Raw genomic sequence first — 17,267 nt, forward strand, 5'->3', positions numbered from 1 at the left:
CCAGGCTGGGAAGGGGAAGCCGCCAAGCGATAGCCGGGGAAGGGCAATGTCCGACCGCTGACCACCACGCTCTGTAAGCGCGGCTCCTCCCATCGCCGATCGGCAGGATTGACGGCGATCAGCCGCCCGCCTGTCGCCGTGCCCGGGCGCGTGCCGAGGGGGGCGGGGTGAACCAGTCGGCCAGCGTCAGCCCGGTCTGCGCCATGGCGCGCAATACCACCTGCCCGGCGGCGCGTGCATCGCTGAGCGCGTCATGGTGGCGATGCTCCAGTTCCAGGAACGCCGCCAGCGTGTTGAGCTTGTGATTGGGCAGTTCGGGCCAGGCCCGTCTGGCGATGGTCACGCTGTCCAACCAGCGCGCCGCGATCGGGGGCAGGGCATCGCGCTCGCACGCGCGGCCCAGCGCGCCCTTGTCGAACCCCGAATGCGCCACCGTCACCCTCCCGCCCAGATGCTCCGCCAGTTCGGGATGCAGATGCGCGAAGGTGGGTTTGCCCAGCACATGATCGGCGGTGATGCCGTGGATGCCGATATTGAAGCTGCTGAACTCGTCGCATGGATCGACCAGCGTTTCATAGGCCAGCACCTCCACGCCCGCCGCATAGCCGACGATACCGATCTGGCAGATGCTGCTGGTACGCGAACAGGCGGTTTCGACGTCGATGACCACGAAATCGGGGGGAGTCATGGACGGCCTTTAGCGCGATCACAGGTTTCGAGCAATAAAAGGTCGCCTCATGGCTCGACAGCGACCATTTCTATCCGCTACCCGCCAGGGCTCTACGAACGCTCGGATACAGGAAGACGATATGGGCGACGCATTGCGGGTGGCTTTGGCGGGACTCGGCACGGTGGGGGGCGGCGTCATTCGCCTGCTCGACGCGAACCGTGAGCTGATTACCCGGCGTGCCGGTCGCCCGATCGAGATCGTCGCCGTCTCCGCTCGCGACCGGACCAAGGACCGGGGCGTCGACCTGTCGCGCTTCGAATGGGTGGACGACACCGCCGCGCTCGCCGCGCGCGAGGATGCGGACGTGGTGGTCGAGCTGATCGGCGGATCGGACGGGCCCGCGCTGACGCTAGCGCGGACCGCGCTCGATGCCGGGCGTGGCTTCGTGACCGCCAACAAGGCGATGCTGGCGCATCACGGGCTGGAACTGGCGCAGAAGGCGGAGGCGTCCAAGGCGGCGCTGAAGTTTGAGGCGGCGGTGGCGGGCGGCATCCCGGTCATCAAGGGGCTGCGCGAAGGCGCGGCGGCCAATGCCATCGCGCGCGTCTATGGCATCCTCAACGGCACCTGCAATTTCATCCTGTCCAAGATGGAAGCCGAAGGCCGCGACTTCGCGGAGGTTTTGGCGGAAGCGCAAGCGCTGGGCTATGCCGAGGCCGATCCCAGCTTCGACATTGACGGGGTGGATGCCGCGCACAAGCTGTCGATCCTGGCGGCGATCGCCTTTGGCACGCAGCCCGCGTTCGGCGATGTCGCGATCGGCGGCGTGCGGCATGTGCTGGCCGCCGACATCGCGCAGGCCGCCTCGCTCGGCTATCGCGTGCGGCTCGTCGGCGTGGCGGAGGAAGGGGCGAACGGCCTGTTCCAGCGGGTGCATCCCCATCTGGTGCCGCTCGACCATCCGCTGGCGCATGTCACCGGCTCGACCAATGCGGTGGTGGCGGAGGGCAATTTCGTCGGTCGCCTGCTGTTCCAGGGCGCGGGGGCGGGCGATGGCCCGACCGCCAGCGCGGTCGTCGCCGACCTGATCGACATCGCGCGCGGCGAATATGGTGCGTCCTTCGCCATGCCCGCGCACGAACTAACCCCTGCGGCCAAGGCCGATAGCGGCGAGCGGCGCGGGCGGGCCTATCTGCGCTTCACGGTACAGGACAAGGTCGGCGTGCTGGCCGAGATCGCCGCAGCGATGCGCGATGCCGGTGTCTCGATCGAAAGCCTGATCCAGCGGGGTGAGGCGGCGGATGGCGGCGTGATGATCGCGATCGTGACCCATGAGGGGCCGGAGCGCGCGGTCGCCCAGGCACTGGAGCGCTTGCGCGGGAGCCAGAGCCTGGTCGGGCAGCCGCTGCTCATGCATATTTTGGGATGAGAAAATCCTCCCCCGCAAGGGGGAGGTGGCAGGCGAAAGGCCTGGCGGAGGGGGCACCCAAAGCGGTTGCACCCTTCCGCCTCGCCTGGCCCCTACTTCTTGATGAGCCCGATCTCGACCAGCCGCTCGAACAGATAATCGTGCGCGGTGATCGGCTCCGGATAGCGATCCGGATGCCCCTCGCTCACCGTACCGGGCAGCGTCTTGATCAGGAAGTCGGGCGCGGGGTGCAGGAAGAAGGGCATCGAATAGCGCGAGAAGCCACGCCGCTCGACCGGCGGGTTGACGACCCGGTGCGTGGTCGAAGGCAGCACATGGTTGGTCAGCCGCTGGAGCATGTCGCCGACATTGACCACCATCGCACCCTCTGGCGGACGGATCGCCAGCCATTCGCCCGAATCGCGGTCCAGCAGTTCCAGCCCCGCTTCCTCGGCGCCCAGCAACAGGGTGATGAGGTTGATGTCCTCATGCGCGCCCGCCCGCACACCCTCGGCATCGGCGGGGATCGGCGGATAATGGAGCAGACGGAGGACCGAATTGCCGTCCTTCACCGCAGGGTCGAACCAGTGCGGATCGAGCTTCAGGTGCCGGGCGATGGCGGACAACAGCCGGTCGCCCGCGCGGTCGAACGCCGCGAAGAGCCGGATGAAATCCTCGCGGAACCCCTCGGGCCGCTCGGGCCAGATATTGGCGGGCATCCGATCGGCATAGCGATGTCCCTCGGGCAGTTCGCGGCCGACATGCCAGAATTCCTTGAGGTCGACGACCTTGGCATCCTTGGCGATCTCGGTCTTGAACGGGGTATAACCGCGCGCGCCGCCGCCGCCGGGGACGTGATAGCCGCGCTTTTCTTCCTCAGGCAGGTCGAACAACGCCTTGGTCTGCGCCCAGGCCCGGTCGATCAGGTCGGCGGGCACGCCATGATCCGCGACGATCGCGAAACCGAACCGCTCGAACGATTCGCCAAGGGCTGCGGCAAAGCCCTCGGGATCGCGGTCCTGATCGGCGAGGCTGAGCGTCGGAACCTCGGCGGAGCGGGTGTCGGTCATGGCAATATGTCCAGAAAATCTAACAAGCTGTCATCGTTATAGCGCGCTTGCGACGTCCGAACAGGGCCGCTTATCCGCCCAGCGTGATCGTTCCCGTCGATCGGTCGCCACCAGCAGGACGAAGATCGACGCGGAACGGCTTTTCCTCCGCTGTCTTGCCGACCAGCACGCCGCCCTGATCGCTCAACGTGAAGTCGGCCTCGCCCATCTTCTCGCGGAACCAGTCGCGCACCGTGGCGGGATCGGCGGGACTGTCGAAGGTCATGACGAACGCCTTGTCGCGACCATTGCCGACATCGACGTTGCGGATCTTCGACCCCGGATAGAGATGGACGCCGTTCAGCTCGAAATTATCCGCCTCCAGCGACACTTTGGGCAGCTTGAACGCACCCGTGAAGCCGGGCAGTGCCAGCTTGACCTCGCCCGACCGGCCATCGACGGCGGCCAGCGTCTCTCCGTCCGAACTGTTGATCGTCACCGACGTCCCCTCGGTGGGCCGGTCGCAACCCGACAGCGCCAGTGCGGCAAGAAGCGGCAGGGCCAGGCCGATACGATGCGGGGTGATCATGGCGGCAAAACTCCTTCGGGCATTCCGTAACGCTGATACAATTGAGCGCGGAGATTGTGCCGCACAAGCTGACGGTGCGCTGAATGCCGCCGCCACGTCCGCTTTCATCGTCATGGCGAACAGCAAAGATCGGCGTCGGGCAGGCGCGTCACCGGTGCCAGCATCGCCGATCCGACGGACAGAGGCGTCGATGACGATCTTTTCCCCTCTGCTCGGCAACATTGGATATCGAAGCGGGTTTTCCGGTTCCCCTGCCAATCAAACGCCCTTATGTGACCAACATCATGTCCGAAACCCGTTCCGCTGCTCCGGCGGCGTCCGTCGCGGCCGAGCCGCCCGGCGCGCCGATCGGCTTTGTCGAATTCGTCCTTCTGATCGCGGCGCTGATGGCGTTGACCGCGCTGGGGATCGATTCGATGCTCCCCGCGCTGCCGGCCATCGGCGAGGCGTTGGGCGCTTCGGCGGCCGCACGGCCTTTCGTCGTCACCGCCTTCCTGATCGGATTCGGGGTGGCGCAGCTTGTCCATGGGCCGCTGGCCGATCGCTATGGGCGGCGGCGGGTGCTGATCGTCGCGCTGGTCATCTATATCATCGCCAATGGCGCGGCGGCGATGGCGGGTAGCTTTACGCTGTTGCTGGTCGCGCGCGTCTGTGCGGGCGCGGCGATCGCGGCGACGCGGGTGGCGACGGTGGCGCTGGTCCGCGATTGCTATCACGGGCGCGCCATGGCGCAGGTCATGTCGATCGCCTTCATGGTGTTCATGATCGTGCCGATCCTGGCCCCGGCCTTTGGGGAACTGGTGCTGCTGTTCGGCAATTGGCGGCTGATCTTCTGGACCATCGCCGGGCTGGCGGCGCTGGTGCTCGGCTGGTTCGCGGTTCGGATGCCCGAGACGCTGTCGCCCGAGGCGCAACTCCCCATCTCGCTGTCGCGTATCCTCGATGGCTGGCGTGAGACGCTGAGCGACCGGCTGTCGCTCGGCTATACGCTGGCGGCGACCGCCCTGATGGCGGCGCTCTATGGCTATCTTAATTCGGTACAGCCGATCATGGCGGAGACGTTCGGGCGCGAAAAGCTGCTCGCGCTGATCTTCGCTACCACCTCGGTCACGATGGCGGCGGCCAATCTGCTCAACTCGCGGATCGTCATGAGGCTGGGCACGCGGTTGATCAGCCATAGTTCGGTGACCATCCTGATCATCGTGTCGGCGATCCATCTGGCGGTCGCGCAATTCTTTGGCGAAACGCTGATCGTCTTTGCCGTGCTCCAGGCGATCACCATGGCGTGTTTCGGTCTGGCGACCTCCAATTTCTCCTCGATGGCGATGGAGAATATGGGGCGGATCGCGGGCACCGCATCCAGCGTACAGGGCTTTACCAGCGTCACCATCGGTTCGCTGATTGGGGCGGGCATCGGGCAGGCTTTTGACGGGACGACGCGGCCGCTGACGCTGGGCTTCCTAATCGCCGGATGTGCGGCCTTCGCCGTGGTGGCCCTGACCGAACGCGGGCGGATGTTCCGGCCCCAGTAACGCAGGCCCGGCGGGAACCGCCCGGCCCGCCCCACCGTTTTTGCTTCCGACACCCAGGACAGGAGGCAAGCATGGGCGGACATCAGGTTCCCAGCCAGGGACCCGGCGATGATGGCTGGGACGAAGAAGGCTATGACGAGAGCCAGCGTGCCGAGATTCTGGAGGCGACGCGCAACGGACCGACGGACGGCGTGCTGTTGACCGATATCGAACCCGATCTGGGCGACGATACGGTGGAGGACGAGCCGATCGACGAACTCGACATGGATTCCGAAGAGGTGGGCGAAAGCGATGCCTCGGTCGACATGGATGCCGAGGATATCGACGAGGACGATCTCCAGGAGGATTTCGAGGACGATAGCGTCGCCGATGGCGATATCGACGAAGCCGACGACGCCGCACTGCGGCCATGATGCGGTTGCCCGTGGCGCTGGCGGCGGGAGGGATCGTGCTGGTCGGATGCTCGACCATGCCCGATCCCCGCTCGGCCATGCCGCCGATGATCTCGACGAATTTCCAGTGCGAGAATGGCAGTCGGTTCTGGGTGCGCTTCGACAATCGCGACGACAGCGCGCTGCTGCGCCTGGATGGCGATCTGGAAGTGCGCCTGGCGGGACAGCCTGTCGCCTCGGGCATCCACTATGCAGGCTTCGGCCATGACCTTCGCGGCAAGGGGGGTGAGGTTGTTTTGACACGGCCCACCGGCGATTCGCTTCGCTGCACCGCAGTCCGCTGAGCTCAGCCCAACAAAAAAGGCCGAAAAATGGCTGAAAACCGCGATCGCCCCATTCTGCCCCAATTGGTTCATCTAAGTGACAGGAACTGTGACTTTCTTGGCACAGCTTTGCGGAAGCCGACCAGAATTCGCGTTTCCCGTGCAACTCCTGGCTCATTTGCCGGTTAAGCGGGCCTGGGCTGAGCGGTTCGATCCGCCGCCCCACATAGAATAAGAGAAGGGTATCTCGTATGCGTAAGCTTTCCCTCGTCGCCGCTGCGGCGGCTGCGTTCGTCGCCGTGCCTGCCATGGCCCAGGACATGAACACCACGGCGGCCCCCGCCACCGACACCGCGACCGCTCCCGACGGCACCCGCGCCTTCGGTATCGAGCCGTACGTCGCGATCATGGGTGGTTGGGAGCAGTTCGATCGCCAGTCGGTCGCCGGCATCCCCGCGCAGCCCAAGGGCTATAACCTGGACGGCGCGCTGGTCGAGGGCATCGTTGGTGCCAACGTCCCGCTGGGCCCCGTCTTCATCGGTGCCGAGGGTTCGGTCGCCAAGGGCGTGTCGGGCGACATCGATTGGCAGTATGGCGCCTATGGCCGCGCGGGCTTCCGCGCCGGTGAGAGCGGCCTGTTCTACGGCAAGGTCGGCTATCGCTGGAACAACTTCCACAACTTCGCGCCGGGCGTCGCTGGCGACCTGAAGCGTGACTATCACGGCACCGTGTACGGCGTCGGCGCGGAAGTCGGCCCGAAGGACATCGGTCTGGGTGGCCTGACCGGCAATTCGGGTCTGCGTCTCCGCATGGAAGTTTCGACCTTCGACGACGCACATTCGTTCCGCCCGATGGCGGGTGTCGTCGCACACTTCTGATCCCATCGGGATCCAGTTGGCTTAAGGTGGCGGGGTTCGGCAGCAATGCCGGGCCCCGTTTTCCTTTGTGGACAGGCTTCCCATATCGATGGCGATGGTCGGACGGGTGAAGCGAAAGGCGGGGCTGGCGGCCGCCGCCCAACGGGTAGAGCGGGCACCGCCGCGATCCTGCGCGCTGTGCGACCGTCCGCTGGGGGCGAAGGTGGAATGGCACCACCCCGTTCCCAAGAGCGAAGGCGGGCGCGAGACGGTGCCGGTCCATCCCATCTGTCACCGCACGATCCATGCGACGCTGTCCAATACGGAACTGGCGCGGGATTACAGCGATTTCGCGGTGTTGCGGGCGCATCCGGACATAGTGCGGTTTCTGAAGTGGATTGCCGGGAAACCGACGGATTTCCATGCGCCGACGCGGGCGGCGCGGTGATTTTGGTTCGCGCGAAGACGCGAAGACGCGAAGAGGTGTGGTTCGCGCAGAGGCGCAGAGGGCGCGGAGATCATTTAGGCGCGCGGCCAGCTCTCCCAATCTCCGTTCAGCCTGAGCGCAGTCGAAGGCCAAGGGAAACCCTCTCCCCGCAGCCCCACGGCCGCAGGCCAAACTTGCAATTTCATAGTGTGACAGGCGTTATCCCGTGGCCTTCGACTACGCTCAGGCTGAACGGATGTGAGGAGATCCTCCTCCTGCCTTCTTTCCTCCGCGTCCTCCGCGCGAACCACACCTCTTCGCGCCATCGCGGCTTCGCACGAAAAAAAGGGCGGACCGAAGCCCGCCCTTTCGACAATCACTCTGCCGCGACGCCCGCGGCCGAGAACATGTCGCCGGTCTCGCCCGGCTCCTCGTTGGCCGCCTTGGCGGTCTTGGCTTTTTGCCGCGTGTCGAACGCGTCCCAGACGTCGTTCCACTGGCCGCGCGTCGCCGCCTTGGAATATTCGGTCGCACGCGTCTCGAAGAAGTTCGCATGCTCCACGCCGTTGAGCAGCGGGGTCAGCCAGGGCAGCGGATGCTCGTCGATCATATAGATCGGCTTCAGGCCCAGCTGGCCCAGGCGCCAGTCGGCGATGTAGCGGATATACTTCTTGATCTCCTTGGGCTTCATCCCCTCGACCGGGCCCATCTCAAAGGCGAGGTCGATGAAATTATCCTCCAGGCGGATCGTCGTCTGGCACACATCGGCGATGTCGTCCTTGACCGCCTTGGTCAGGCACTGGCGCTCTTGGCAGAAGGCGTGGAACATGCGGATGATGCCTTCGCAGTGCAGGCTCTCGTCGCGCACCGACCAGCTGACGATCTGGCCCATGCCCTTCATCTTGTTGAAGCGCGGGAAGTTCATCAGCATCGCGAAGGACGCGAACAGCTGGACGCCTTCGGTGAAGCCGCCGAACATCGCCAGCGTGCGGGCGATGTCCTCGTCGCTGTCGACGCCGAAATTCTGCATGTAATCATGCTTGTCCTTCATCTCGGCATATTCGAGGAAGGCGCCATATTCGCTCTCGGGCATGCCGATCGTGTCGAGCAGATGGCTGTACGCGGCGATGTGCACCGTCTCCATGTTGGAGAAGGCGGTCAGCATCATCTTGATCTCGGTCGGCTTGAACACCCGGCCATATTTCTCGTGGTAGCAGTCCTGCACCTCGACGTCCGCCTGGGTGAAGAAGCGGAAGATCTGGGTCAGCAGGTTGCGCTCATGATCGGTCAGCTTCTGCGCCCAGTCGCGGCAATCCTCGCCCAGCGGCACTTCTTCGGGCAGCCAGTGGAGCTGTTGCTGACGCTTCCAGAATTCGAACGCCCAGGGGTATTCGAAGGGCTTATACTGCTTGGAGGCTTGGAGGAGAGGCATCGGGGTTACTCCGGACGAATGGTGTTGGTGCGGGATGCACGGCACTGGTGGCGCCATGCGGAAACGGAAAAGGCGGCGATCGTCACGGGGAACGACCAGAGCCAGACAAAGGCAAACCAGTCACGGGGACGGCCCGCCAACAGATAGGGGCTACAAAGATAATGACGGATGAAGCTGGCGCGGCGGCTACGGGCTTCGAGGAAACATTGGCTGAGATCGACATCGGCATAGGCTTGGAAGCCCAGAACGATGAAGCCGACCACCGCCACCGCCGCGATCAGGGCCAGGAGCCGCTCGATCAAGATCATGTCCCCATGCTCCACTGCCGCAGTGCGGTCGCCGAAAAGCCGAGCACGATCGCGGCCGCCAGCGCCATGATTCCGGCCATGCGGTAAACATAAATGCGCGCGGGCTCCTGCGGACGACGCAGGGCAAGCAGCAGCCCTATGCCGATCCCGGCCAGTATTCCGGCCACCGCGTACATGATGAACGCCGATGTCATGCGACCAATTCCGGTGTTGCGCGTTCCGAAACCGAACCCAACACAGGAGACGAACAATGGTCGATGTCAGCCAGATCAAGGAACATGCGGAAGTCATCGGTGCGGACGGCGTCCATGTCGGCACCGTCGATCACGTTCAGGGCGACCGCATCAAGCTGACCAAGAACGACAGCCCCCAGACCGAAGACGGGCAGGGCGCCAAGCATCATTACCTGCCGATCGGCCTGGTCGCCGAGGTCGAGGGCGACCAGGTCCGCCTGTCGGCGACCGCGCAGAACGCCGTCGACCAGTTCGAAGAGGCCGAGTGATTCCTCAACCCCTCTCCCGTTGTGGGAGAGGGAGGGGCCCGCGACCGAAGGTCGCGGAAGGGTGAGGGCGGTGTCGGTCATGCGGCGCCGCCCTTTTCCGTGGGCGCCATACCCGCATCCTCTTCACAAGGCTGCGCCGCGCGGGCCCCATTCTTCTCCCGCAAGGAGAAGGAGATTTGGGCCAAGACCCCTTCGAGGTTGGTCATCACATCCGCGTTGGTCACGCGAACCGTCCGATACCCCTCGCGCGCCATGAAGGCTTCGCGCGACGCATCATAACCTTCCGCGACGGCGTGTGTATCGCCGTCGACCTCAATGACCAGCTTTTCGGAAAAGCACAGCATGTCGGCGAAGAAAGGTCCCAGCGGCGTCTGATGACGCCATTTCAGATGCGGATAGGTTTCACGCAGCGCGCGGAGCAGGCGGCGTTCGGGTTCGGACGCGTCGCGGCGGAGCTGACGGGCGCGAGGAACTGTACCGATCGGTTGTTTCTCATAAAGGCGCACCTGCCCTCACCCTTCCGCCGCTGTGCGGCTCGCTCCCTCTCCCAAGGGAGAGGGATCAGGCTGTTTCACCCCTCTCCCCTCGGGAGAGGGAGGGGCCCGCCCGGCATAAGCCGGGTGGGAGGGTGAGGGCAGCCTGCCTTGTCAAAGCCTGCTTACTGACAGGCCAAGCACTCGTCGTAATCGGTCGTCTCGCCGATTTCGAACTTGGGTGCACTGATCGTGTTGTCCGCCTCGACGCCGCCCGACCCGGCGAAACCGGCACGCTGCACCGACTTGGAGCGGAGATAATAAAGCGACTTGATGCCCAGCTCCCACGCGCGGAAGTGGAGCATCAGCAGGTCCCACTTCTCCACGTCGGCCGGGATAAACAGGTTCAGCGACTGCGCCTGGTCGATATAGGGAGTGCGATCCCCCGCCAGTTCGAGCAGCCAGCGCTGGTCGATCTCGAACGAGGTCTTGAACGTGTCCTTCTCTTCCTGGCTCAGGAAGTCGAGATGCTGGACCGACCCACCATGCTCGAGGATCGAGTTCCACACCGCGTCCGAATTCTTCGACTTCGCGATCAGGATTTTTTCGAGATAGGGATTCTTGACCGAGAACGAACCCGACAGCGTCTTGTGGGTATAGATGTTCGCCGGGATCGGCTCGATACAGGCGCTGGTGCCGCCGCAGATGATCGAGATCGACGCGGTCGGCGCGATCGCCATCTTGCAGCTGAAACGCTCCATCACGCCGACGTCTGCCGCATCGGGGCAGGGCCCGCGCTCGACCGCCAGGGTCATCGACGCCTGGTTCACCTGCGCGTTGATGTGCTTGAACATGCGCAGGTTCCACGACTTGGCCATCGCGCCCTCGAAGGGGATGCCGCGCGCCTGCAGGAAGCTGTGGAAGCCCATCACGCCCAGGCCCACCGAGCGCTCGCGCCCGGCCGAATAGGCGGCACGCTCCATGCCCGGCTCGTGGCGGTCGATATAGTCCTGCAGGACATTGTCGAGGAAGCGCATCACGTCCTCGATGAACTGCTTGTCGTCCTTCCACTCGTCCCAGGTTTCCAGGTTCAGCGACGACAGGCAGCAGACGGCGGTGCGGTCCTTGCCCTTATGGTCGATGCCGGTCGGCAGCGTGATTTCCGAACACAGGTTCGAGGTCGATACCTTCAGCCCCAGCTCGCGGTGGTGCTTGGGCATGTTCTTGTTCACATGGTCGGCGAACACGATGTACGGCTCGCCGGTCGCCAGACGGGTCTCGACCAGCTTCTGGAACAGCGCGCGCGCGTCGACCGTGGCGCGGACCTCGCCGGTCTTCGGGCTCTTGAGATGCCATTCGGCGCCGTCGCGCACCGCCTCCATGAAGGCGTCGGGGATCAGCACGCCGTGGTGCAGGTTCAGTGCCTTGCGGTTGAAGTCGCCCGAGGGTTTCCGGATCTCCAGGAACTCCTCGATCTCGGGGTGCGAGATGTCGAGATAGCAGGCGGCCGAGCCACGACGCAGCGAACCCTGGCTGATCGCCAGCGTCAGCGAGTCCATCACGCGGACGAAGGGGATGATGCCGCTGGTCTTGCCGTTCAGGCCGACCGGCTCGCCGATGCCGCGCACCTGGCCCCAATAGGTGCCGATGCCGCCGCCGCGCGAGGCGAGCCAGACATTCTCGTTCCAAGTGGTGACGATGCCGTCCAGGCTGTCGGGCACCGAGTTGAGGTAGCAGCTGATCGGCAGGCCGCGACCCGTGCCGCCGTTCGACAGGACGGGCGTCGCGGGCATGAACCACAGCTTCGAGATATAGTCGTACAGCCGCTGGGCGTGCTCGGCATTGTCGGCATAGGCCGAGGCGACGCGCACGAACAGGTCCTGATAGCTTTCGCCGGGCAGGAGGTAGCGGTCGTTCAGCGTTTCCTTGCCGAAATCGGTCAGCCGCGCATCGCGGGCATGGTCGACCTCGACCGGATAGGGCTGCGGGCGCACCGACTTGGTATCGGCGGGCGTCGGGGCCGGTGCCGGGCTGGTGTCCGCCGCGGCCATTTTCTCAAGCATATCAGTCGTCATGTCGCTATCCCGGCTATCCCTGAAATCCATCATCGATGCCGCTCCCTTGTTCTTGTCCCGTTCGGGTCGTCGGCATGGCCCCGGCACGACGCGCAGGCGTCATGGCAGCATGGGCGAGACGGTTCCAAAAGCCCCGATTCCGGGCCCTGTTTTCCATCTCCGTCATGCTTGGTGAGCATGACCCCTACTACCAGTGCTTGGGGCCACCCCCGGCCTCTTCCACAATCCATAGTGGAAAATCCCGGCGACCATCGCAAGAGGTTAAAGCCTGGCGAGGGGGTTGGTTGCGACGAATGGAACGGGCCTGGAACCGCGCGAAAGCCGCGACGCGTGGATTGCTGCGGGGTTCGTGAAGCGCAAGCCCCAAAAAACTTTTTTTGCGGCTGGCGGTCAGCCGAGCGACAGTAGGAACAGCGCGATCAGCCCGGCCAAGGCGACCACCATCTGTGGGGGGCGAAGCCGTGCGAAGTGCCGTGGCGCCCCGCCCCATCGCGCAATCCAGGGGTCGGTCAGCGCGATCGACCCATAGCCCAGAATCAATAGGGCAAATCCCGTCGATGGCCCCGCGATCAGCGCCACCAGGCCCAGCGAGAAGCGAAGGATCATCGTCAGCATCTGCGAGATGTGCGGGCCGCCGGGCGTGAAAAAGCTCAACCCGCGCGTGACGCCCGCCAGGAAGATCAGGATCGCGGCGCCCCAGATCTGTCCGACCAGAAGCGCCAAGGGAAGCTGCACCCAGGCGGCCAGCGCGGCGAGCGGCAGGACCAGCGCCGGGCCATAGCCGAAGATCAGGCTGAGCGCCGGTATGCGGGGCGAGGCGGCTTCGCGCGTGGGGGCGGGGGATGTCATGGGGCGCGAACGTGCAGGGGCGTGTTCCTATCCCGCGACGTTCGGGGCGTATCAGGCGATATGACGCTGGTGTTCCTCGGCCTCGCCGGTTTCCAGCCAGGGGTGATCATCGGGCAAGGGCGCGGCGAAGGCGATGCCGACGCGGCCCTCGCGCTCCCACCTTATATAGCCGCGCAGGAATTTCTCCCCGCCGATGCGCACACCCACCGCCGCGCCGCAGACGATATAGGCGGGGGGCAGGCCCTCCACCATCGTGCCGGTGTTGGACAGGTCGCGGATGCGTACGTCGATCATCGCGCTGCCCGACTGGATCTGCGCGGTGCGCAGGATCTTCACACGCGGGCGGCGGAGCGATTTGAGCCCGACCGGCTCGGCCCGGCCATCCAGCTCGCCCAGCGTCCGGTGCACCTCCGACGAATCGCCGGGGCGGCCATAGACATAGCCCTGGATATGGCTGCACCCCAGATCGCGGATCAGTTCGATCTCGTCCTGGATCTCGACCCCCTCGGCGGTGGTCTCCATGCCCAGCGTATCGGCCAGCGTCACGATCGCGCGGATGATCGCGGCGTTGCGGCTGCCGGTACGGATCGCGCCGCGCACGAAGGACTGGTCGATCTTGATCTTGTCGAACGGCGCATGACGCAGATAGCCGAGCGAGGAATAGCCCGTCCCGAAATCGTCGAGCGCCAGCCGAATGCCCAGCGCCTTGAGCGCGGCGAACTGGCGTTCCGATTCCTGATTGTCGGTCAGGAAGACGCTCTCGGTGATTTCCAGCTCCAGCCGCGACGGGGCGAGGCCGGACTGGGCCAGCGCCTGTGCGACGAGCGCGGGCAGATGCGGCTTGGCGAACTGGATCGACGACACGTTGACCGCCACCCGCGCGGGACGGGGCCAGCTTGCCGCCTCGGTACAGGCGGTGCGCATCACCCATTCGCCGATCTGTTCGATCAGCCCGCATTCCTCGGCCACCGGCACAAACTGCGCGGGCGAAATCTCTCCCTGGGTCGGGTGGTTCCAGCGGAGTAGCGCCTCATAGCCGACGACCTGGGAATCGCGCGTCGACACCACCGGTTGATAGGCCAGGCGGAACTGCCCCTGCGCGATGGCGAGGCGCAGGTCTTCTTCCATCCGCTTGCGGCTGCGCGCGCCCTCCAGCATCGCCTCGGCGTAGAAGCGGTGGACGCCGCGCCCGTCGCCCTTGGCCGCATACAGCCCGAGATCGGCGTTGCGGATCAGCGTCTGCGAATCCGCCCCGTCCTGGGGGGCGATGGCGATGCCGATCGAACAGCCGATCGTCACCTCATTGCCCTGGATTTCATAGGGGTGCGACAGCGTCGCGATGATCTCATTGGCGAGCGAGGCCAGTCGGTCGCGCGCATCGATACCGGGCAGCAGGATCTGGAACTCGTCGCCGCCCAGCCGCCCGACCAGCCCGACATCGCCGACCACCCGCTCCAGTCGCCGCGCGACCTGTTGCAACAGCAGATCGCCCGCCGGATGGCCGAGCGTGTCGTTGACCGCCTTGAACCGGTCGAGGTCCATCAGGAACAGCGCGGTCGGGCGATAGGGATGGGTCGATTGTTTCAGCGTCTTGTCGAGCGACAGCTTCATCCGCTGTCGATTGGCCAGCCCGGTCAGGCTGTCGAACAGCGCGAGGCGGGTGATCTCTGCCTCCGACCGGCGCTTCTCGGTCAGGTCGGAGCCCGAGCCGATGAACCCACGGAATCGCCCGACGCTGTCGATGATCGGGCGCCCGGAGATCGACCACCAGCGTTCCGTGACCGCTCCATCGGCCACCGCACAGACGGTATAGTCGGAAAAGCTGGTGCGCGAGGCGATGTGGAACGACAGCGTCCGCTCGGTGCCCGGCGCGGAGGGATCCATCTGGAACAGCTCGGTCAGTATCCGTCCCTTTGACTCAATGCCCGACGCACCCAGATCGTCGGCGACCTTCTGCGACAAATAGGTCAGCCGCCCCCGCCGATCGGTCTCCCAGAACCAGCCGGTGCCATGCTCCTCGAATTCGGCGATCATCTTGACCGCCTGCACCCCCTGGCCGAATTCGCGGGCACGGGCGCGCGCGGTTTCATAGTCGAGCTGCCCCATGCACCGCGCCTTCAGCACCAGCACCAGCATGGCCGGTATGACCCCGGCCAGGATGGGCAGGACCGGGATGCCCCAGGCCAGCGCCGCGATCGGGGCCAGGAACGCCAGGCCGAAGGAATAGCCGATCAAGGCCGCGCGTACCGGATTCAGCATCGCCGCGGTCACCCAGATCGCGCAGGCGAGGGCCATCGTCGATCCCCAGCCGCTTGCGCCATGATGGGCATGCGCGACGATGAAGAGCAGGGGCGCGGTCGACAGGGCGAGGATGAGACTCGACAGGCTAAGATTCTGCTTCAGCCGATAGAGCGGCTTCTGCCGCGAGATGCCATGATGGAGCATGGCCCCGATCAGCATCGCCACCAAGAGGATCGGCCCGGACGCCACCGCCTTGTCGACCAGCATCGCATGTGGATCGTTCAGGGCGCTGAGCCCTAGAATCACTCCGATCGCCGCCAGATTCTGCGCGATCGCCATCGGCCATGTCCGGCACAGCAACTTCAGGCGATGGAGATGCAAAGCGACCAGGAACTCGTCATTGTCCTCGACGAGACCGATCAGGGCCAGAAACGGTATTCGGTCGGTGGTGTCGGACGACATGCGCGATTTGCGATCCCCGGGGAACAGGGTCCATTCGTGCCATATGTGGTGTTAAAAATGATTGAAGTCGTCGTCGCCTGAGCGTGCATCTTGGCGTTGCGCGCGCCGCGCCGCTGGCGCAAAAGGCCGGTCATGACGACCCTGATCCGCGACACCGACCTGATCGAGAGCGTGGCCGACGCGCTCCAGTTCATCAGCTATTACCACCCGATGGATTATATCCGCGCGCTGGGCAAAGCCTATGAGGCGGAGAAGAGCCCGGCGGCCAAGGATGCCATCGCGCAGATCCTGACCAACAGCCGCATGTGTGCCGAGGGGCATCGCCCCATCTGCCAGGACACCGGCATCGTCACCGTCTTCGTCAAATGGGGCCAGGATTGCCGCCTGTCGGGCGACCGGTCGTTGCAGGAGGTCGTCGATGAGGGCGTGCGCCGCGCCTATCTCCACCCGGAGAACAAGCTGCGCGCCTCGATTCTCGCCGACCCGGCCTTCACGCGCCGCAATACCAAGGACAACACGCCCTCGGTCCTCCATGTCGAGATGGTGCCGGGCAACAAGGTGACGGTCGATGTCGCGGCCAAGGGCGGCGGGTCGGAGAACAAGTCCAAGTTCAAGATGATGAACCCGTCCGACTCGATCGTCGACTGGGTGCTGGAAATGGTGCCGCAAATGGGCGCGGGCTGGTGCCCGCCCGGCATGCTGGGCATCGGCATCGGCGGCACGGCGGAAAAGGCGGTGCTGCTCGCCAAGGAATCGCTGATGGGCGCGATCGACATGGGCCAGCTCAAAGAGCGTGGGCCGCGTAATGATATCGAGGCGCTGCGCATCGAGCTGTTCGACAAGGTCAATGCGCTGGGCATCGGTGCGCAGGGGTTGGGTGGCCTGTCCACCATCCTCGACGTCAAGATCCTCGACTGGCCGACGCACGCCGCGTCCAAGCCCGTCGCGATGATCCCGAACTGTGCGGCCACGCGCCATGCGCATTTCACGCTGGACGGCTCCGGCCCGGTCTATCTGGAAGCGCCCAAGCTGGAGGAATCGCCCAAGGTCGACTGGAAGCCCGACCTGCAGACCGCCAAGCGGGTCGACCTCGACACGCTGACGGCCGAAGAGGTGAAGAACTGGAAGCATGGCGATCGGCTGCTCCTCAACGGCAAGATGCTGACCGGCCGCGACGCCGCGCACAAGCGGATCAAGGACATGCTCGATCGCGGTGAGGAACTGCCGGTCGAATTCCGTGGCCGCGTCATCTATTATGTCGGACCCGTCGATCCGGTCGGCGAGGAAGTGGTCGGCCCGGCAGGCCCGACGACCGCGACCCGCATGGACAAGTTCACCCGCATGATGCTCGACCAGGGCCTGCTCGCGATGGTCGGCAAGGCCGAGCGTGGGCCGGCGGCGACCGACGCGATCCGCGAATACCAGTCCGCCTATCTTATGGCGGTCGGCGGCGCGGCCTATCTGGTCGCGCGCGCGATCAAGGGATCGAAGGTCGTCGGCTTCGAGGATCTGGGGATGGAGGCGATCTACGAGTTCGACGTGGAGAATTTCCCCGTCACCGTCGCGGTCGATTCCGAAGGCCAGAACGTCCACACGCTGGCCCCGCTGGTATGGCGCGACAAGATCGCCAAGGAAGGGCTGCTGACCCCGGCGTGATGGGTGCCGCCCGCCCTGCCCT

General features: G+C 65.1%; 18 protein-coding genes. 8 read left to right on the forward strand and 10 right to left on the reverse strand.

The window, feature by feature from the left end; all coding sequences use genetic code 11:
* Window positions 1-118: 118 nt before the first annotated feature.
* Window positions 119-688, reverse strand: a complete 570-nt coding sequence (locus ACWPWT_RS07255; RefSeq protein ID WP_261268825.1) for a 3'-5' exonuclease — start codon at window positions 686-688, stop codon at window positions 119-121.
* Window positions 689-809: 121 nt separating this feature from the next.
* On the opposite strand from ACWPWT_RS07255, the gene ACWPWT_RS07260 reads away from it, so the two are divergent.
* Window positions 810-2,099 carry a homoserine dehydrogenase gene (locus ACWPWT_RS07260; RefSeq protein ID WP_454279142.1) on the forward strand — a complete coding sequence of 430 codons (1,290 nt, stop codon included), beginning with the start codon at window positions 810-812 and terminating at the stop codon, window positions 2,097-2,099.
* Between the two features lie 92 nt (window positions 2,100-2,191).
* Here ACWPWT_RS07260 and ACWPWT_RS07265 read toward each other — a convergent pair whose 3' ends face one another.
* Window positions 2,192-3,148, reverse strand: a complete 957-nt coding sequence (locus tag ACWPWT_RS07265; RefSeq protein ID WP_454279143.1) for an isopenicillin N synthase family dioxygenase — start codon at window positions 3,146-3,148, stop codon at window positions 2,192-2,194.
* Between the two features lie 70 nt (window positions 3,149-3,218).
* Complete coding sequence (locus ACWPWT_RS07270) at window positions 3,219-3,716, reverse strand: hypothetical protein (protein WP_454279144.1); 498 nt, start codon at window positions 3,714-3,716, stop codon at window positions 3,219-3,221.
* A 284-nt stretch (window positions 3,717-4,000) separates the two neighbouring features.
* Between ACWPWT_RS07270 and ACWPWT_RS07275 the strand changes: the two genes are divergently transcribed.
* The 5 genes from ACWPWT_RS07275 to ACWPWT_RS07295 all read left to right on the forward strand — a co-directional run bounded on the left by ACWPWT_RS07275 (window position 4,001) and on the right by ACWPWT_RS07295 (window position 7,268).
* Window positions 4,001-5,248, forward strand: a complete 1,248-nt coding sequence (locus ACWPWT_RS07275) for a multidrug effflux MFS transporter (protein WP_261269047.1) — start codon at window positions 4,001-4,003, stop codon at window positions 5,246-5,248.
* A 71-nt stretch (window positions 5,249-5,319) separates the two neighbouring features.
* Window positions 5,320-5,661 carry a DNA polymerase V family protein gene (locus ACWPWT_RS07280; RefSeq protein ID WP_261268829.1) on the forward strand — a complete coding sequence of 114 codons (342 nt, stop codon included), beginning with the start codon at window positions 5,320-5,322 and terminating at the stop codon, window positions 5,659-5,661.
* The gene (locus ACWPWT_RS07285; protein WP_454279145.1) at window positions 5,658-5,984 is read left to right on the forward strand and encodes an MliC family protein; all 327 of its coding nucleotides are present in this window, start codon (window positions 5,658-5,660) and stop codon (window positions 5,982-5,984) included. The genes ACWPWT_RS07280 and ACWPWT_RS07285 overlap by 4 nt, the downstream gene beginning before the upstream one ends.
* Before the next feature lie 230 nt (window positions 5,985-6,214).
* A complete protein-coding gene (locus ACWPWT_RS07290) occupies window positions 6,215-6,841 on the forward strand; it encodes an opacity protein (protein WP_261268831.1) in 627 nt (208 codons plus the stop codon).
* A 94-nt stretch (window positions 6,842-6,935) separates the two neighbouring features.
* Window positions 6,936-7,268: an HNH endonuclease gene (locus ACWPWT_RS07295; RefSeq protein WP_454279901.1), complete on the forward strand. Its 333-nt coding sequence runs from the start codon at window positions 6,936-6,938 to the stop codon at window positions 7,266-7,268.
* Between the two features lie 355 nt (window positions 7,269-7,623).
* Here ACWPWT_RS07295 and ACWPWT_RS07300 read toward each other — a convergent pair whose 3' ends face one another.
* From ACWPWT_RS07300 to ACWPWT_RS07310, 3 genes are read right to left on the reverse strand one after another with little or no spacing between them, the layout of a single operon-like run.
* Window positions 7,624-8,679 (reverse strand): ribonucleotide-diphosphate reductase subunit beta, encoded by a 1,056-nt coding sequence (locus tag ACWPWT_RS07300; protein WP_261268832.1) that lies wholly within the window; start codon window positions 8,677-8,679, stop codon window positions 7,624-7,626.
* Between the two features lie 5 nt (window positions 8,680-8,684).
* A complete protein-coding gene (locus ACWPWT_RS07305; RefSeq protein WP_454279146.1) occupies window positions 8,685-8,981 on the reverse strand; it encodes a hypothetical protein in 297 nt (98 codons plus the stop codon).
* A gap of 2 nt (window positions 8,982-8,983) precedes the next feature.
* The gene (locus tag ACWPWT_RS07310; protein ID WP_261268834.1) at window positions 8,984-9,181 is read right to left on the reverse strand and encodes a hypothetical protein; all 198 of its coding nucleotides are present in this window, start codon (window positions 9,179-9,181) and stop codon (window positions 8,984-8,986) included.
* Between the two features lie 56 nt (window positions 9,182-9,237).
* Here ACWPWT_RS07310 and ACWPWT_RS07315 point away from each other — a divergent pair, with 56 nt between their 5' ends.
* Window positions 9,238-9,489 (forward strand): DUF2171 domain-containing protein, encoded by a 252-nt coding sequence (locus ACWPWT_RS07315; protein ID WP_261268835.1) that lies wholly within the window; start codon window positions 9,238-9,240, stop codon window positions 9,487-9,489.
* A gap of 77 nt (window positions 9,490-9,566) precedes the next feature.
* On the opposite strand, the gene ACWPWT_RS07320 is transcribed toward ACWPWT_RS07315, so the two are convergent.
* The 4 genes from ACWPWT_RS07320 to ACWPWT_RS07335 all read right to left on the reverse strand — a co-directional run bounded on the left by ACWPWT_RS07320 (window position 9,567) and on the right by ACWPWT_RS07335 (window position 15,589).
* The gene (locus ACWPWT_RS07320; protein ID WP_454279147.1) at window positions 9,567-9,995 is read right to left on the reverse strand and encodes an endonuclease domain-containing protein; all 429 of its coding nucleotides are present in this window, start codon (window positions 9,993-9,995) and stop codon (window positions 9,567-9,569) included.
* 152 nt (window positions 9,996-10,147) lie between these two features.
* Window positions 10,148-12,067, reverse strand: coding sequence for a ribonucleoside-diphosphate reductase subunit alpha (locus ACWPWT_RS07325; protein WP_261269049.1), 1,920 nt, complete (start codon window positions 12,065-12,067; stop codon window positions 10,148-10,150).
* Window positions 12,068-12,427: 360 nt separating this feature from the next.
* Window positions 12,428-12,886 (reverse strand): DUF3429 domain-containing protein, encoded by a 459-nt coding sequence (locus tag ACWPWT_RS07330; protein WP_454279148.1) that lies wholly within the window; start codon window positions 12,884-12,886, stop codon window positions 12,428-12,430.
* A 51-nt stretch (window positions 12,887-12,937) separates the two neighbouring features.
* Entirely contained in the window at window positions 12,938-15,589 is a 2,652-nt protein-coding gene (locus tag ACWPWT_RS07335) for a putative bifunctional diguanylate cyclase/phosphodiesterase (RefSeq protein ID WP_454279149.1), read from the reverse strand.
* 132 nt (window positions 15,590-15,721) lie between these two features.
* Here ACWPWT_RS07335 and ACWPWT_RS07340 point away from each other — a divergent pair, with 132 nt between their 5' ends.
* On the forward strand, window positions 15,722-17,245 hold the full coding sequence (locus ACWPWT_RS07340) for a fumarate hydratase (RefSeq protein ID WP_454279150.1): 1,524 nt from the start codon (window positions 15,722-15,724) through the stop codon (window positions 17,243-17,245).
* Window positions 17,246-17,267 lie beyond the last annotated feature (22 nt).

This window comes from Sphingomonas sp. Marseille-Q8236, from assembly GCF_965112005.1.

Excerpts from the sequence above, each read along its gene's own strand:
- ACWPWT_RS07260 (WP_454279142.1), top strand. The coding sequence starts at position 810 with ATGGGCGACGCATTGCGGGTGGCTTTGGCGGGACTCGGCACGGTGGGG.
- ACWPWT_RS07295 (WP_454279901.1), top strand. The coding sequence starts at position 6,936 with ATGGTCGGACGGGTGAAGCGAAAGGCGGGGCTGGCGGCCGCCGCCCAA.
- ACWPWT_RS07290 (WP_261268831.1), top strand. The coding sequence starts at position 6,215 with ATGCGTAAGCTTTCCCTCGTCGCCGCTGCGGCGGCTGCGTTCGTCGCC.
- ACWPWT_RS07265 (WP_454279143.1), bottom strand. The coding sequence starts at position 3,148 with ATGACCGACACCCGCTCCGCCGAGGTTCCGACGCTCAGCCTCGCCGAT.
- ACWPWT_RS07340 (WP_454279150.1), top strand. The coding sequence starts at position 15,722 with ATGACGACCCTGATCCGCGACACCGACCTGATCGAGAGCGTGGCCGAC.
- ACWPWT_RS07335 (WP_454279149.1), bottom strand. The coding sequence starts at position 15,589 with ATGTCGTCCGACACCACCGACCGAATACCGTTTCTGGCCCTGATCGGT.
- ACWPWT_RS07325 (WP_261269049.1), bottom strand. The coding sequence starts at position 12,067 with ATGGATTTCAGGGATAGCCGGGATAGCGACATGACGACTGATATGCTT.
- ACWPWT_RS07280 (WP_261268829.1), top strand. The coding sequence starts at position 5,320 with ATGGGCGGACATCAGGTTCCCAGCCAGGGACCCGGCGATGATGGCTGG.
- ACWPWT_RS07315 (WP_261268835.1), top strand. The coding sequence starts at position 9,238 with ATGGTCGATGTCAGCCAGATCAAGGAACATGCGGAAGTCATCGGTGCG.
- ACWPWT_RS07255 (WP_261268825.1), bottom strand. The coding sequence starts at position 688 with ATGACTCCCCCCGATTTCGTGGTCATCGACGTCGAAACCGCCTGTTCG.
- ACWPWT_RS07330 (WP_454279148.1), bottom strand. The coding sequence starts at position 12,886 with ATGACATCCCCCGCCCCCACGCGCGAAGCCGCCTCGCCCCGCATACCG.
- ACWPWT_RS07300 (WP_261268832.1), bottom strand. The coding sequence starts at position 8,679 with ATGCCTCTCCTCCAAGCCTCCAAGCAGTATAAGCCCTTCGAATACCCC.
- ACWPWT_RS07310 (WP_261268834.1), bottom strand. The coding sequence starts at position 9,181 with ATGACATCGGCGTTCATCATGTACGCGGTGGCCGGAATACTGGCCGGG.
- ACWPWT_RS07275 (WP_261269047.1), top strand. The coding sequence starts at position 4,001 with ATGTCCGAAACCCGTTCCGCTGCTCCGGCGGCGTCCGTCGCGGCCGAG.
- ACWPWT_RS07285 (WP_454279145.1), top strand. The coding sequence starts at position 5,658 with ATGATGCGGTTGCCCGTGGCGCTGGCGGCGGGAGGGATCGTGCTGGTC.
- ACWPWT_RS07270 (WP_454279144.1), bottom strand. The coding sequence starts at position 3,716 with ATGATCACCCCGCATCGTATCGGCCTGGCCCTGCCGCTTCTTGCCGCA.